General features: G+C 47.3%; 17 protein-coding genes, 1 rRNA gene and 1 pseudogene. 2 read left to right on the top strand and 17 right to left on the bottom strand.

The features are described 5' to 3' along the window. Positions 1–568, top strand: a 16S ribosomal RNA gene (locus tag CBW46_RS17470); the annotation flags it as partial. A gap of 44 nt (positions 569–612) precedes the next feature. Here the strand turns inward: CBW46_RS17470 and CBW46_RS17465 are convergent. The 9 genes and pseudogenes from CBW46_RS17465 to CBW46_RS17420 all read right to left on the bottom strand — a co-directional run bounded on the left by CBW46_RS17465 (position 613) and on the right by CBW46_RS17420 (position 8,385). After that, positions 613–1,221: a nitroreductase family protein gene (locus CBW46_RS17465; protein ID WP_089201264.1), complete on the bottom strand. Its 609-nt coding sequence runs from the start codon at positions 1,219–1,221 to the stop codon at positions 613–615. Positions 1,222–1,701: 480 nt separating this feature from the next. Then, complete coding sequence (locus CBW46_RS17460; protein WP_089201263.1) at positions 1,702–2,205, bottom strand: GNAT family N-acetyltransferase; 504 nt, start codon at positions 2,203–2,205, stop codon at positions 1,702–1,704. 126 nt (positions 2,206–2,331) lie between these two features. Then, positions 2,332–2,542 (bottom strand): annotated as a pseudogene (locus tag CBW46_RS17455) (IS1595 family transposase); the annotation flags it as partial. A gap of 196 nt (positions 2,543–2,738) precedes the next feature. Further along, positions 2,739–3,455 carry an ABC transporter ATP-binding protein gene (locus tag CBW46_RS17450; protein ID WP_089201262.1) on the bottom strand — a complete coding sequence of 239 codons (717 nt, stop codon included), beginning with the start codon at positions 3,453–3,455 and terminating at the stop codon, positions 2,739–2,741. After that, on the bottom strand, positions 3,455–4,216 hold the full coding sequence (locus CBW46_RS17445; protein ID WP_089201261.1) for an ABC transporter ATP-binding protein: 762 nt from the start codon (positions 4,214–4,216) through the stop codon (positions 3,455–3,457). Before CBW46_RS17445 ends, CBW46_RS17450 begins: the two co-directional genes overlap by 1 nt. 1 nt (position 4,217) lies before the next feature. After that, positions 4,218–5,186: a branched-chain amino acid ABC transporter permease gene (locus CBW46_RS17440; protein ID WP_089201260.1), complete on the bottom strand. Its 969-nt coding sequence runs from the start codon at positions 5,184–5,186 to the stop codon at positions 4,218–4,220. Between the two features lie 15 nt (positions 5,187–5,201). Then, the gene (locus CBW46_RS17435; RefSeq protein ID WP_089201259.1) at positions 5,202–6,065 is read right to left on the bottom strand and encodes a branched-chain amino acid ABC transporter permease; all 864 of its coding nucleotides are present in this window, start codon (positions 6,063–6,065) and stop codon (positions 5,202–5,204) included. A gap of 98 nt (positions 6,066–6,163) precedes the next feature. Continuing rightward, positions 6,164–7,330 carry an ABC transporter substrate-binding protein gene (locus tag CBW46_RS17430; protein ID WP_089201258.1) on the bottom strand — a complete coding sequence of 389 codons (1,167 nt, stop codon included), beginning with the start codon at positions 7,328–7,330 and terminating at the stop codon, positions 6,164–6,166. Positions 7,331–7,944: 614 nt separating this feature from the next. After that, positions 7,945–8,385 carry a DUF6376 family protein gene (locus CBW46_RS17420; RefSeq protein ID WP_089201256.1) on the bottom strand — a complete coding sequence of 147 codons (441 nt, stop codon included), beginning with the start codon at positions 8,383–8,385 and terminating at the stop codon, positions 7,945–7,947. A 302-nt stretch (positions 8,386–8,687) separates the two neighbouring features. On the opposite strand from CBW46_RS17420, the gene CBW46_RS17415 reads away from it, so the two are divergent. Further along, positions 8,688–9,506, top strand: a complete 819-nt coding sequence (locus tag CBW46_RS17415) for a hypothetical protein (RefSeq protein WP_089201255.1) — start codon at positions 8,688–8,690, stop codon at positions 9,504–9,506. Positions 9,507–9,562: 56 nt separating this feature from the next. Here CBW46_RS17415 and gvpU read toward each other — a convergent pair whose 3' ends face one another. Genes gvpU through CBW46_RS17375 form a run of 8 tightly spaced genes read right to left on the bottom strand, consistent with a single transcriptional unit; the run spans position 9,563 to position 13,457 of the window. Continuing rightward, on the bottom strand, positions 9,563–9,955 hold the full coding sequence (gene gvpU / locus CBW46_RS17410) for a gas vesicle accessory protein GvpU (protein ID WP_243633375.1): 393 nt from the start codon (positions 9,953–9,955) through the stop codon (positions 9,563–9,565). A 27-nt stretch (positions 9,956–9,982) separates the two neighbouring features. Then, positions 9,983–10,711: a GvpT/GvpP family gas vesicle accessory protein gene (gene gvpT, locus CBW46_RS17405; protein ID WP_089201254.1), complete on the bottom strand. Its 729-nt coding sequence runs from the start codon at positions 10,709–10,711 to the stop codon at positions 9,983–9,985. Between the two features lie 15 nt (positions 10,712–10,726). Continuing rightward, positions 10,727–11,053, bottom strand: a complete 327-nt coding sequence (locus tag CBW46_RS17400; protein ID WP_089201253.1) for a gas vesicle protein — start codon at positions 11,051–11,053, stop codon at positions 10,727–10,729. A 23-nt stretch (positions 11,054–11,076) separates the two neighbouring features. Further along, the gene (locus CBW46_RS17395; RefSeq protein WP_089201252.1) at positions 11,077–11,361 is read right to left on the bottom strand and encodes a gas vesicle protein K; all 285 of its coding nucleotides are present in this window, start codon (positions 11,359–11,361) and stop codon (positions 11,077–11,079) included. Then, the gene (locus tag CBW46_RS17390) at positions 11,327–11,602 is read right to left on the bottom strand and encodes a gas vesicle protein (protein ID WP_089201251.1); all 276 of its coding nucleotides are present in this window, start codon (positions 11,600–11,602) and stop codon (positions 11,327–11,329) included. The genes CBW46_RS17395 and CBW46_RS17390 overlap by 35 nt, the downstream gene beginning before the upstream one ends. A 14-nt stretch (positions 11,603–11,616) precedes the next feature. Continuing rightward, positions 11,617–12,423 carry a GvpL/GvpF family gas vesicle protein gene (locus CBW46_RS17385; RefSeq protein WP_089201250.1) on the bottom strand — a complete coding sequence of 269 codons (807 nt, stop codon included), beginning with the start codon at positions 12,421–12,423 and terminating at the stop codon, positions 11,617–11,619. 12 nt (positions 12,424–12,435) lie between these two features. Beyond that, positions 12,436–12,690: a gas vesicle protein GvpG gene (locus tag CBW46_RS17380; protein WP_089201249.1), complete on the bottom strand. Its 255-nt coding sequence runs from the start codon at positions 12,688–12,690 to the stop codon at positions 12,436–12,438. After that, positions 12,690–13,457 (bottom strand): GvpL/GvpF family gas vesicle protein, encoded by a 768-nt coding sequence (locus CBW46_RS17375; RefSeq protein ID WP_089201276.1) that lies wholly within the window; start codon positions 13,455–13,457, stop codon positions 12,690–12,692. Before CBW46_RS17375 ends, CBW46_RS17380 begins: the two co-directional genes overlap by 1 nt. Between the last annotated feature and the right edge of the window lie 28 nt (positions 13,458–13,485).

Raw genomic sequence — 13,485 nt, 5'->3', positions numbered from 1 at the left:
CGTAGCCGACCTGAGAGGGTGATCGGCCACACTGGGACTGAGACACGGCCCAGACTCCTACGGGAGGCAGCAGTAGGGAATCTTCCGCAATGGACGCAAGTCTGACGGAGCAACGCCGCGTGAGTGATGAAGGTAACCTGCATCTTCACAGGTATTAAAATTTCACCGGATCTCTCGTTGAGACAGCGCCCAAGTCGTTACGCCATTCGTGCGGGTCAGAATTTACCTGACGTAACTGCCCTTAAGGTGACGGTACCTGAGAAGAAAGCCCCGGCTAACTACGTGCCAGCAGCCGCGGTAATACGTAGGGGGCAAGCGTTGTCCGGAATTATTGGGCGTAAAGCGCGCGCAGGCGGTGATTTAAGTTTGGTGTTTAATCCATAACTTTGCTGTTTTTCTCGATTCGAGCGTAGCATCACGACACCACCCGTTTCTTAGAGTTACCCACATTATACCATATTAATGCGGTGTCGCGTTAAATAAATTGTACATAAAAAAGGGTTGTCGAGAGTTTCTCGACAGCCTGAAGGCTGCCAGAGGCAGCCTTGCGCGCGTTGTTAGATCCTCGAAGGGGAGCAATCTCGAGTTGTTTCATCCTCGCGGGGGTGGGACTTAATGAAAAAAGGCAATTTCGTTTACACTGTGGCGATGGTGCGGGTAACCTTCCGTATCTTTGTGTCCAATCGGCACCATTGCCGCAAATTTGACATGGTCCGGTAAGCCTAAAATGTCGCGGACTTTGATAGGATCAAATCCGAGCATGGGCACTGTAGAGTAGCCCGCGCCTTGGGCAGCCAGTAGTAAAAATCCGAGCGCAATATTGGTTTGGGCCAAGCCCCACTGTCCTCTTTCTTCGACGGTCATTCCCCCAAAGAAGGCGGCCAGATTCGCTACTTCCTCCTGTTTTTTCTCCTCCGACAGCCCCGGGTGTACCGTCTGCTTCAAGTTGGCGACTACATCTTCCATGTCACTGGCAACCATAATGACCGCGGGCGCGGAAGTGACCTGCTGCTGGCCGTACGCGGCATCCTGCAGCTTGGCTTTCATCTCGGGATCCGTTACAACATGAAATCGCCATGGCTGAAGATTCCATGCGCTCGGCGCGAGTCTGGCTTGATTGATAATTTCCTGCAAACCTTCCTTTACCACAGGCTCCTGGACGAACTTCCGGACACTGTGGCGCGATTCCATCGCCTCTTTCACAGTCATTGACTGCTGCATAGCCGTTACCCCTCTCTGAGCTTCTTAGCCGCACACTTGCACCGTTAGCATTCCCTGTGAGGACGGCTGTAATGCGGTCGGAAGCTAAGAGAACATTGCTATAGGCTACCCGAATGGACGGATGCTTGGCAAACAGACAATGCTCTTTTTCATATAGTTTAATCTAAAAAATAGTAAAGAGACGCAATTATTAAACATATAATACCAAAAATAACTGCTGTACCGCCTATTACTCGGCCAAGAATACTCTTTTGTTTTTTATATGCAAATAAGCCTGCTAATCCGACAAATATGCATAAAACTATAATGATAAAGAATACTATGAGCGTAGGCAATTGTAATCCCCCTATACACTAAAATAATAGTAATAAGCTCCTCACATTTTTTCTCTAGGCTGTGTTATATTTTACTGTTGATAATTTGTACAAAAATTTAAGGAAACTCTATTTATTGGGGTTTCCTCAACTTTAATTCTTCAAGTTAAGATATCTTTTTGCCGAGAATAATCAAATCTCTCTTAATTCCATCTAATTTAGCGACTTCTGGCAAATGAGCCCATTTCTCAAAACCAGAACTTAAAAATAGTCCAATACTGGACTCATTGTGTCCAAAGATGAATCCAAGTAAGGTATCAATTTCAAACTTAGGACATTCCTCTATAACTTTGTTTAAAATCTTTTTCCCCAGCCCCCTACCTCTAAAATCTTCATGAAGATAAATACTTATTTCGGCAGTTGCATTATAAGCTGGTCTTCCATAGAAAGATTGAAGACTTACCCAACCACAGATTTCGCCTCCATACTCTACAACCCACAAAGGTCTTTGGTAAGGATTATGTTCATTAAACCAGTCTAATCTATCGTTTATAGATACAGGTTCAGTGTCAGCAGTTACCATTCTGCTTGGAACAGTCGAATTATAAATGTCCACAATAATTGGTAAATCCTCAATACTTGCATCTCTAAATGTAATAATTTCTAACATTAAAAGGCTCCTTTATAACACTTTTAGTTAAATAACTAATTAAATGTTACATTGCTTAACATTTTCATTGCAATAAGATTTTGAAATTCTTATTCAAACTAAACTTACCAGTCAATTGACTGAGTATTACACATTGTATTTTGACAGTCGTAAACTGTCATATGTGTCTGTCGTTGCAAATACAAATGATGTTAATAGAAATTCTTTTATATGCTGTTTAGTGCTTTCGTTACTACGACTATCGACAAAATAAGAGCCAAGCAAGGTAATTATCAAGATATTTCGTAGCCACACCTTTAAAGCGGTCTATCCATTGTTTCAAACGTGAATGGAGACCGCACCTGCGTCTACACCAGCACTTACCGCTGTCGCCAGAATACTGATTACTGAACTAAGAACAGATCCTATAGAGTACCCTAACAATTCAAACTCTGGTGTATTTATAGGAGAATAGGCAGATTTGTTCTGCCTGTCCCTGATGAGGTATTTTTAAATTCATGACTGCTTGTACAGCTCTGTCCACGCACCCATCATCATGCGTGCTTTTTACCGCCAAGATAAGCTTCCTTCACCCTGTCACTGTGCAATAGATCCTGCGCGCTGCCGCTAAGCACAATTTGGCCGGACTCCAGAACGTAGCCGTAATCCGCGATTTTCAGCACTTGTCTCACGTTTTGCTCCACGATCAGCACGGTCGTGCCTTCCCGATTGATCTGCTGTATGACCTTGAAAATATCCGACACGACAATCGGAGCGAGGCCCATCGAAGGCTCATCAAGCAGCAGCAGCTTCGGCCGGGACATCAGAGCGCGGGCGATCGCAAGCATCTGCTGTTGACCTCCCGACATTGTGCCCGCCAGCTGATTGACCCGCTCTTTCAGGATCGGAAACCACGCAAACATCTTTTCCATGTCCTGTTCAATCCCTTTTGAATCACTTCGTTGATATGCACCGAGCTCCAAATTTTCAAGGACCGTCATTGGCGCGAGCACTTGCCGGCCTTCCGGCACCAATGCCAATCCTTCCTTCACCAGTCGGTGCGGTTTCATGCCTTGCACTTGTTTTCCGCTCAAAGTAACGGATCCGCTGCGCGGGGTGAGCAGGCCGGCGACTGTCTTCATTGTCGTCGTTTTTCCGGCGCCGTTAGCGCCAATCAAGGCTACAATGTTACCCTCGGGAACTTCAAGGGAAATACCCTTCAATGCCCGTATGTTTCCATAGTACGTTTCGAGGTTATCGATGGTCAGCATTACTCATCCTCCTTCCCGAGGTAGGCTTCGATCACATCAGGATGGTTCTGAATTTCCGATGGCTCTCCTTCGGCGATTTTGACACCGAAATTGATGCACACCACTTTGTCGCACAAATTCATTACCAACGGCATATCGTGCTCCACAAGCAGTACCGTCGTGCCTTGATCACGAATTTTGCGGATCAGCTCCATCAGATCTTGAGTCTCCGCTTCGATCATTCCGGCAGCCGGTTCATCCAGCAGCAGCAGTTTCGGACTGGTCGCGAGCGCACGTGCGATTTCCAACCTGCGCTGTTGACCGTACGCAAGGGAATCCGAACGTACGTCGGCGAATTCCGCTAAGCCCACAAATTCGAGCAGCTGCAGAGCTCGCTCCAGCACGCGAGCTTCTTCCCTTTTTTGCCCCGGCAACCGCAGCAGGGATGACCAAAAGCCGGATGCGGTCACCGGATGCATGCCGACCTTCACGTTTTCCAAAGCACTCATATGCCCGAACAGGCGTATGTTCTGAAATGTCCTGGCGATGCCCAGCCCCGTGATTTTATGGGGAGCCATCTGAACCAGATTCGTTCTTCCGAATGTAATGCTGCCCGTGGTCGGAGCAAAAATGCCGGTAATCATATTGAAAATGGTTGTTTTTCCAGCCCCATTCGGGCCGATCAAACCGAGTATCTGCCCTTCGTCCAACGTAAAGTTAACGTCCGTCAGCGCCTTAATCCCGCCGAATGTTTTGCCGATTTGCTTTAATTCCAACAGCATGCTACAGAGCCTCCTTATCGGAAGTCTTAATCTCATCTTGGTTTCTGCTCTTACGCTGCTTCCAGACCGTGAATGTGCTCGCCGTAATCAATCCATGCGGACGGAAAGCCATCACAGCGATGAGCAGGATTCCGTAGAAAATCATTTTGTATTCGGCCAGCACGCGCAAGAACTCAGGCAGTCCCGTCAACAGCGCTGCGCCGAACAGCGGGCCTATGATAATTTCCGAACCGCCGATGACAGCGAACGATAAAATTTCGACCACGCGATGGTAGTTAAAATCGTCGGGCGTGATGCTCGTCGTAATATGCGCGTACAATCCGCCGCCAAGCCCCGCCATCATGGAGCCTATCAAATAAGCAAGCATTTTATAGTAGGTTATATTGATTCCCATTGCACGGGCAGCCGTCTCGTCCGCTTTAATCGCGCTGAATGCACGGCCGACTCTCGAACGCTCCAGCCGGATCTGACAGAGCAAAATAACGACGACCAGCACCACCATGGCGAGCAGCGTGGATAGGGCTTTCATTTGCGAAACGGAAATACCCCAATCGGCGGCGTTAATACCGATTATCTTCTCCAGATCGTACAGCCGGGTTCCGATCGATTTTAAACCGGTCAAGCCGAGTGCTCCGTTCGTTATGGGCAGATTGAGCATGATTACGCGGACCACTTCTCCAAATCCGAGGGTGGCGATGGCCAAATACAGCCCGTGAAGCCGCAGTGTTGGATACCCGATAATCAGCGCGATGACACCTGTGAGAACCACCGCTACGATCAACGCAATAGCAAGCGGCATGTCCGCCGATTTGGTGGCTATGGCGGTGGTATAGGCGCCGATACTCATAAACCCTGCATGTCCAAGCGAAAGCTGCCCGGTAGATAGAGTAATATAAATACTTATGGCTAAAATCAAATTCAGAAACAAAAACGTGAGCACCTGCAGCGTATAAGGATTTAACAAGTCCATTACTCCTGATCCCCCTTACGCCTTCTGCCCGAACAGACCCTGCGGCCTCACGAGAAGGATGATAATGATCATGCCGAAGGCGACGGCATCCCGGTAGGAGGAATCTCCGTAAGCAACGGCCAAAACTTCTGACATGCCGATAATAACACCGCAGACCATCGCGCCGGGAATGCTCCCTACCCCGCCGAGAATCAGAGCTGCGAGCCCTTTGAAGCCAAGCGTGAGCCCCATCGTGGGGATCAATGCGGAATAGGCTACGCCGATCAGCATGCCTGCGATACCGCCTAAGCCGGATGCGATCATCACTGTCATAATGATCACAGCGTTCGTGTTGATGCCAAGAATTCCCGCAGTTTCGACGTTTTCCGCAGTCGCTCTGAGCGCCTTACCCATTTTGGTTTTTTGAATCCAGTAGTGCAAAACCACCATCAAACACAGTGAAGTACCGATAATAATTAGATCAGCAGTGCGCATTTGTATCGGTCCAAGCTGTAGAACCGTCGCGCCAACTGCCGGCACCGGCCGAGAATCCGCACCGAAAAACACGTGCGTCAGCTCTTCCATCAATATAGCAAAGCCGATGGTGCTGATGAGTGAAGCCAAATGCGGTACATTCTTTTTCCTGAGCGGACGCAGGGCGGCGAACTCAAGTCCCAGGCCCAGCAGAGCGGATATGATGACTGCAACGGGAAATGCAACACCGATAGGTAATCCGGAGTTAACTGTGACGCTTAAGCCCACAAGCGAGCCGAAAATAAATATTTGACCGTGCGCCATATTAATAATACGCAGCACACCGAAAATCAGCGTATAGCCGATAGCGATCAATGAGTAAGTGCTTCCGACGGTCAGGCCGTTGAAAAGCTGCTGCCAAATCATTCTTTTTTCCTCCTAATGCCTTCTTGGGTTTACTAAAACAGTAACCCGGGCAGGAAGCACCCGGGCAACTGTTTTAGCTAAACAAATGCGGTTATCCATTATTCGAACGGAATAAACTTGCCTTCTTTCACCATCACCACTACCGGCTCTCCGATCGGATTCCGCTTTTCATCGAAGGAGAGCTTGCCGGATACGCCATTGAAGTCTTTCAACTGGGCCAACTCATCGCGCAGCGCTTGACGGTCTTCGGCTTTGCCTGTCTTCAGCAGCGATTGAGCGACAGTGTACAAGCCATCGTATGCCTGAGCGGCAAACTGATCCGGCTTCTTGTTGTATTTCGCTTCAAAGCTTTTTACGAACTTCTGTACGTGTTCATCTTTCTTTTCCGGGCTGAACGGTGTGGCTACCACCAGACCTTCAGCTGCTGGACCGGCAACTTCCAGTACCTGTGGATTATTAAAGCCGTTGCCACCGATGATCGGCACGTTGAGGCCGATTTCACGGGCTTTTTTCACCACGAGGGAACCTTCCTTGTATAACGCTGAGACGAACAGCGCATCCGGGTTGGTTGCCTTGATCTTGGTTAATTGTGCGGCGAAATCCACGTCTCCGTTAGAGAAGGATTCTTCGCCCAGGTTGGTCAATCCCATTTTTTCTGCTGTCTCTTTCATTGTCTTGAAGCCGGAGACGGAGAAGTCGTCATTTTTCGCATAGATAAATGCCGCTTTCTTAATGCCGTGCTTCTGTATCGCTACTTCCATCGCAGCTGGAATCGCCACGGATTCCGGCAATGAATTGCGGAATACATATTCGCCGATTTCGTTAATGCCTTCAGCCGTGTTGGAGATTGCGAAAATTGGGGTTTCCGCCTCGCTTGCCACCGGTCCGATCGCGAACATCTCGCCGGACAAGGTAGGTCCGATGATGCCGACTACGTTATCTTGATTAATCAGCTTGTTGGCAGCGTTGATAGCGCTCTCCTTCTTGCCGCCCGAATCCTCGACGATCAGTTCAATCTTGAGTTTCCCCTTGTTTGCCTCGTTAAGCTCTGCTTGAGCCAGTTCCAAGCCCTGCTTTTGAGCTTCGCCGTACGCCGCGCCGCTTCCGGAAATAAAGCCTATGTAACCTATTTTTGCCACCTGCTCAGCTTGTCCGCCCGACGCGCCTGCTCCGTTATCCGACGCAGGTTGAGCACCACAGCCCGCAAGCAGCGATACGCCCAACACTGCGGAAAGTACCGTTCCTAATACCTTTCTCTGTTTCATACTGCAACTCCCTCTTAAAAAAAATGTAATAAAATAAAATGTAATAATGAAGAATGTAACAAATTACCTGTTAAAGTGTCAATCCAAATCTTGCCTATAGATCTAACGGCCCGGCGGCTGATTGATATATTCATAAAAAGTGCAGGCGGAAATATTGTTTATTGTACAGAATGATGGAGTGCAAGGAGCGGTAGGGGATCAAACGTATCACGGTGCTGTCGCTGTTTCTTCTATATATAGGGAGAGACTGTCTACAGGGACGGGATTGTCTGCAGGGACGGGGTTGTCAGAGTGGATGACCATTAGGTGGCGGTTCGTACTTACTGCTGCATAGAGTACTGTTGCCTTTCGGACTATCTGCCATCATCCTAAATCCGGGTGACAACTCACGCTGGGCGCGGAGGAGGGGTGGCATGGGTTTATGCTGGCGGTGAAGTTGCTGCAACAAATGGGCAGATCGACGTTTGGGGCATTAACAGGATTGACTCTGAGGCGCGGGCAGCAAAATCTTTGTCGCGTATGGCGCCTATACAAGAACATCCCGTCCCACTGAAGAAAACGTGGTTCGGGATGTTGTTGTGTTCTTTTGGTTCTCAGTGTTTGTTGGCGTTTTATTAGCCTAAATTTTGCAGCTGGTTCAGGATTTGCGTGATTTGCTCGACGGTTTGCAGTATCTGAGAATCTTTCAGAGCTTGGATATCGAACACCCCGTTGTTGATCTTTGCCATATATCCGTCGATCGCCGTCATTAGCTTTTCATTGTACTCCACCAGTTTTTGGTGAATGTCCTGTGCGATCGCGGGCGCCTCCAGTTGGTTGAAGTTAGCAATTTGGGTTCGCATATTTTCCAGCTCCGTCTTTAGCTGTTCCCTGGCCTGAGGATCGGTCACCGCTTGTTCGGCAAGGCCCGGCAGCTGCTCCGCAAACTGTGAAGCGTCGTTGATATAGGTCGTGGCCTCTTCTACGTAGTTCAACGAATTGCTCACGCTATCCAGCAATGAACATCCAGGCAATAGGAATACTGCAAGAACCACCAGTAATACTCGTACGCGCATTTAGGGTTCCTCCTTCGATTTTAATTATTGTGTTTCTTTTAGTTAATACTCTTATAACGGTGCGATGGTTTCATCCATCAGCTTAGGCCTGCTAAACGCTACTATAAACCGGGCATTGGTTGGTGATCGAACAAAGTCGGATTTATTTGCCGATGCGCAAATTGTTCCCTGCTTTTGACAACAGGCTTCGACAGCTTCTTTGGGCACACTTCTATACTATGAAACTATGAAAAAGAACACAAGCGACCGTACGCACCGATTCACCAACCAAAGTTGAAATTTAGTTACGAGGAGGCCCTACGTTGGAAACTGAAACTACCCGTGAACAATTTGTGCCGATGATGCCGTTCAGCCGTACAGAGCCGGAGGAGCAATCCCAACAGCTAAAGAAGCCGAAACTGACGATGAAGTATTTGAGCGAATTAATAGATGATTTGTACAACGAAAACAATGTACTGGCAGATCGGGTGTGCCGGTTGGAGCAGCAGCTGTATGATGTGCAGCAAATACAGCAATCAGCAGCCGCAGCAGTCTCGATAGAGGAAGCGCAGGCTCAGCACGCAGCAGCTATGGCACTGGATGTGCAGGTACAGCATCAGGCGACGTCAGTGGATGTGCAACCACAGGCGCAACAGCACGCGGCGCCAGCCGATGTGCAAGCGCAGGTGCAACAGCACGCGGCGCCAGACGTGCAAGCGCAGCTGCAACAGCACGCGACGGCAGCACACGTGCAAGTACAGGCGCAGCAGCACGCGGCGGCGGCGGACCTGCAAGCGCAGCTGCAACAGCACGCGGCGCCAGCGGACGTGCAACCACAGGCGCAACAGCACGCGGCGCCAGCGGACGTGCAAGTACAGGCGCAGCAGCACGCGGCGGCAGCGCAGGTGCAGCAGCACGCGGCGGCAGCGCAGGTGCACGCTCAACGTGAAGCAGCTGCGGCAGTGCAGGCACAGGTGCTGCAACAGGCCGCCGCAGCTCTAGAAATACCGGTTGCTCATAACATCACGCCCTTGCCTTTGTCGGACGCGCAGGAAACTGTCCGCCCGCCACGTTCCGCCCGTCATCAGACCGACAAGAAACGCCCGATCTGGGCAGCACTATTGCGTTTTGGTTCCTTCTAATATGAAAAGGACTGCCGATGGCAGTCCTTTTGTGTTGTTAAGCACCTTTTGTGTTCCTAGTGATCACTGCTCTCATGAATTTTCCCTAGAAAGAAACCATCTATTTCACTTAGTTTGCCCCGCCAGAGAATTTTACCCTTGGAAGGTGTAGGTTTGCTGTCGCCACAATATACCTTGGTCTCTTTCATATGGATAAAATTTGCTTCAGCGTCATTCGCCTGCGCAGCTTGTCCAGCGCTTCCAAGTTGTTCACTTAGAAACTGAGCAATGTCGTTTCCATCTTCGAATGCTTCACTTAGTGTGCTGAAATATTCCTTAGCGGAGATCATCGTTCCGGAAACAACAGCACCTTTGACGTTTAAAGTAATATCTAAAGAGAAGTCATGTTTATTAGCTGCTTGGACAAAAAACTCAAGAACGCTGTCTTTCATTGTGTAACCAATACTCACGGTGACGTCTCCTTTCTAAATTCCGTCTCACTTCAGATAGGACCCGTCACTCTCCTCATCAGAATTCTCCTTCTCCTTAGCTGCCGCTATCGACTGTGATGCGGAGCGATCGTTCGAGCTTTTCTCATTGCTATGATCTTCGCCGCTATCTTCACCATCTACTTCATTCTCTTCTCCTTCGCCCTGGGAGTTATCCTCACTTTCTGGCGCTCTGGAAAGTTCGTTACCCTGATGTTTCTTTTGGTTTTCACCGTTTTTTTCATGAATTAGCTGTGCGATCATCGCTTCCAATCTATCTAATCGAGCGTCAACACTGTTGGTCTCTCGATTCTCTTTCTGCACATTATCATTTTTCTGCTCGCCGCTTTGTTCCCGCTCATTATTTTTTTCCGGTTTGTCACCATTTACTACAGATAGGCTGGTCTCGTTTCCTGGGGATTGTTCTTGCTCATTAGAATACCCTTCTAAGGAAACGTCTGCTTTTTTATTGAATACCTTTCCAGCTGAGTTTTTAAGAGACTCGACTGTTTTCACTGACTTATCTTTTAGCGATTGACCTAAGCCTAATCCTGCACTTTTTAGTTTTCTCGTACCGATCTTCGCCATGACTTTCTTTCTATTCTCAGAAGTTGCGAGGTATCCAGCTGCAGCTCCAATTAAGCCGCCTGCAATTGAAAGCGTAACTGCACTGCTCATTGATCCTTGATTATTTTCCGTTACCTCTGTCTGATTTTGAAGTTCTTGTGCTTTTTCCATTGTGAAAACCTCCTATTAATAGTTAATATCGGTGGAATTTAAGCGGTTTGGCGACATGCTGGTCTCAAGAGATTCAAGCCTCTCCTGCAGCCTCTTATTTTCTTCTTCCAGGGCTTTTACAGTGCTATTTTGTGCGTGAGAGGTTAAATACGGATCTGTTTCCCACCAGTCCATGCCAATCTCCTTTGCCTTATCTATAGAAGCCACTATGAGGCGGATTTTGATAGTTAACAGTTCAACATCAGCAATGCCTACTGTGATATCACCTGCGATTACGACACCTTTATCTAATATTTTCTCCAGCACATCCACAATTGTACTGGACTCCATGGAACGCTCCATTTAAAGTCCTCCTTGCTAGCGAATCAAAGTAAGCTTCCTAAAGGACCAAGATCAATATTCAAATCTTCGTCTGTCATCCCGAAAATGTCTTTTAATTCTTCCATTTTTTCTTCCAAATTCATTAGCGCCTCACCTAAATTCTCAATCTGCTCGTCTGTCAGAGTCCCACCTTCTACGCGCCTTATCGCATGCCTTTCAACAATTTGCCTAAGCAGCTCGATAACAGTTAGAACTAATTGTGCTAATCCATGCTCTGCATTGTCGGGGTCCAAATTAATTTTTCCATTTGTCTGGCTGGCCGGTTGCATCAATTAACTCCTCTCTCTGTTTATCGAATTCTTCTGAAGACACGGCTTTCCGCTTTCCCTGCTGAGCCTGCACAAGAGATTCTACAGAAGCAATTAACAATCGCAAGTCTAAATACACCAAGTCGACGCCGGCAATGGAAATGACTAAATCTGCTTTTATAGCAACTCCCTTATCGAGTATCACATCCAAAATGTCTATTAATGCGATATCCTTTTTTTCTATCGATTCTCTTAGTGCCATATTCTCGTCCTCACTTATGAAACGCTAGAAAAATGGTAGGCCGGCCATGGCCCGGTTGCCTTAAACTGCCATCCTTTTTCCCTCATATTCTTGTCGTACTGCTGGATCTGTTCCAAAAAGCTGTCTACTTTCGATTGGGAAACGAGATACACACCATTCCAGGTCATGTTATCCTTTCGTCCTGTCGCTTCATTACTCCAAGTGCTTTTTACATTTCCTTTAAGGGCAAGCTCTTTCAGATGCAAATGTATGGTTTCACTCACTCTGATTTTTTCTTCTTCCAGCTCAGTCTCGATTAATTTATCCAGCTTTTTCTTCGCAAAAAATTGTTTGCCCTTTGGAAGCCGGTTGATCTCCGCTCTCTTTGCTTCTATTTTGTCATTGTTCTGGCTGACTTGTTTCTTCAACAACGCATCATCACAGTAAATCTTTAAATTCCATTCTTCAGTTCCATCTATTAAGGCGAAGGATTCGGCTATTTTTGATTCATTCGAGTGAACACTCGTTTCCAAACTATCCTGAGTATGATACAAAGTACAAAACTTCAAAGGTATGATTGTGAAAATTTTCGACAGCTGCATCACCGTTTCATGGTGGTGGAATGCTTTTTCCTGCAGCCATTCCATATCATTATTAATCCGCTCTTTAATACTTTCTTCCGAGTAATTTTCCGCGGCCAGATAACAGACGATTGCTGTTATATTTTCTATCTGAATCGTGAAAAGATCACCTTTGCCATCGAAGCCTTTTAACGTAGGAAACGATCGTCCCGATACTTCCTCGCTTGGAACTAAACCGTATAAATAAAGCAAACCGCCCATCCTCCACTGTCCTCATTTTTTCTTCGTCATCTGTTCCCATTGCTCCAATTCCAGTCGTTTGGCGATTTCATATCGCATCATTAATTGTTCTTCCTTGGCTTTGAAGGCGTCCTCGGGGATATCTTCGAGCTCATACATCATCTGAAGCTGAATCAGCTTTTGTTGAATGGTAGGCAGGTCGTACAACTGTTTATCAGCCTCTTCTTTAACCTTTTCTCCGATTTTTATGACCAGGTTGATCGGTGCGGATACTAATTTATGCAGCATCAGGCATCCTCAACCTTTAATCTGATGTTCACAAAGTTATAGGCCGCCCAAGGTCCGGTGTAGCTGAACTCGACCCTATCCTTCCATTTTTCGTACAACTCATTTACTTTTTCATCAAACCTGTTCTCGTTTTGCCGGTCTACTAAAAAGGCCGCGTTTAAGAGCATTTTCTCACCGATAGGAGCATTGGTTGTTGAAGCCTCAGCTAACTCTCTTAGAGGATTGAATATATCCTGCTCCACTTGCTGCTGCAGAGAGTCAATAAGCTGCTTAGCAGCTCCGCCCAATTGTATTCTTTCATAGTAAGCGGCCGCTTCTGATTTCCCTCGCACAGTTTTAGCCATCTGCTTGAAATTCGAGTTCTCGCTGACCTTTGATTCCAGCCACGCTTTCTTTCCAATAACCTTCAATCCGAGCTCCACCTTTCCTTGTATTGCAGGGAAAAGCTTTTCAAATTGCGGATATAAGTTTTCCAGCAGTACGCCCACATCTTCTTTAGAGTGAAAAATATTTCCAAAACTAACTGGAATTACAGTCGAATTTTTTTTCATCACAAGTGAAACAGCATTCTGATGCATCGATAAGTTGTCTTTATTCGGCTGATAAATTTTCATGGGAGCCTCAGCGGCTACAATAGCGGCATCCTTGTACCGAATAGTAAACAGTTCTTTATTTTCGCCTTCGATTTCGATAACACCAAAATCTTCAGCTGTTTCTGACTGGATTGCACAAAAAATGTAGATACCGGTCGTTTCTTTATCGCTGATGGTCAAAGCCTCCTATCCGGCTTGCAGA

This window comes from Paenibacillus xerothermodurans (assembly GCF_002220865.2).
Taxonomy (GTDB): Bacteria; Bacillota; Bacilli; order Paenibacillales; family NBRC-103111; genus Paenibacillus_S; species Paenibacillus_S xerothermodurans.
Note: the sequence above shows the minus strand (reverse complement) of the source record. Positions and strands in the feature narration are given on the sequence as shown.

Bases quoted from the DNA above. Each gene is read 5' to 3' on its own strand.
- CBW46_RS17465 (WP_089201264.1), bottom strand. From the start codon at position 1,221: ATGCAGCAGTCAATGACTGTGAAAGAGGCGATGGAATCGCGCCACAGT.
- CBW46_RS17460 (WP_089201263.1), bottom strand. From the start codon at position 2,205: ATGTTAGAAATTATTACATTTAGAGATGCAAGTATTGAGGATTTACCA.
- CBW46_RS17450 (WP_089201262.1), bottom strand. From the start codon at position 3,455: ATGCTGACCATCGATAACCTCGAAACGTACTATGGAAACATACGGGCA.
- CBW46_RS17445 (WP_089201261.1), bottom strand. From the start codon at position 4,216: ATGCTGTTGGAATTAAAGCAAATCGGCAAAACATTCGGCGGGATTAAG.
- CBW46_RS17440 (WP_089201260.1), bottom strand. From the start codon at position 5,186: ATGGACTTGTTAAATCCTTATACGCTGCAGGTGCTCACGTTTTTGTTT.
- CBW46_RS17435 (WP_089201259.1), bottom strand. From the start codon at position 6,065: ATGATTTGGCAGCAGCTTTTCAACGGCCTGACCGTCGGAAGCACTTAC.
- CBW46_RS17430 (WP_089201258.1), bottom strand. From the start codon at position 7,330: ATGAAACAGAGAAAGGTATTAGGAACGGTACTTTCCGCAGTGTTGGGC.
- CBW46_RS17420 (WP_089201256.1), bottom strand. From the start codon at position 8,385: ATGCGCGTACGAGTATTACTGGTGGTTCTTGCAGTATTCCTATTGCCT.
- gvpT (WP_089201254.1), bottom strand. From the start codon at position 10,711: ATGGAAAAAGCACAAGAACTTCAAAATCAGACAGAGGTAACGGAAAAT.
- CBW46_RS17400 (WP_089201253.1), bottom strand. From the start codon at position 11,053: ATGGAGCGTTCCATGGAGTCCAGTACAATTGTGGATGTGCTGGAGAAA.
- CBW46_RS17395 (WP_089201252.1), bottom strand. From the start codon at position 11,361: ATGCAACCGGCCAGCCAGACAAATGGAAAAATTAATTTGGACCCCGAC.
- CBW46_RS17390 (WP_089201251.1), bottom strand. From the start codon at position 11,602: ATGGCACTAAGAGAATCGATAGAAAAAAAGGATATCGCATTAATAGAC.
- CBW46_RS17385 (WP_089201250.1), bottom strand. From the start codon at position 12,423: ATGGGCGGTTTGCTTTATTTATACGGTTTAGTTCCAAGCGAGGAAGTA.
- CBW46_RS17380 (WP_089201249.1), bottom strand. From the start codon at position 12,690: ATGCTGCATAAATTAGTATCCGCACCGATCAACCTGGTCATAAAAATC.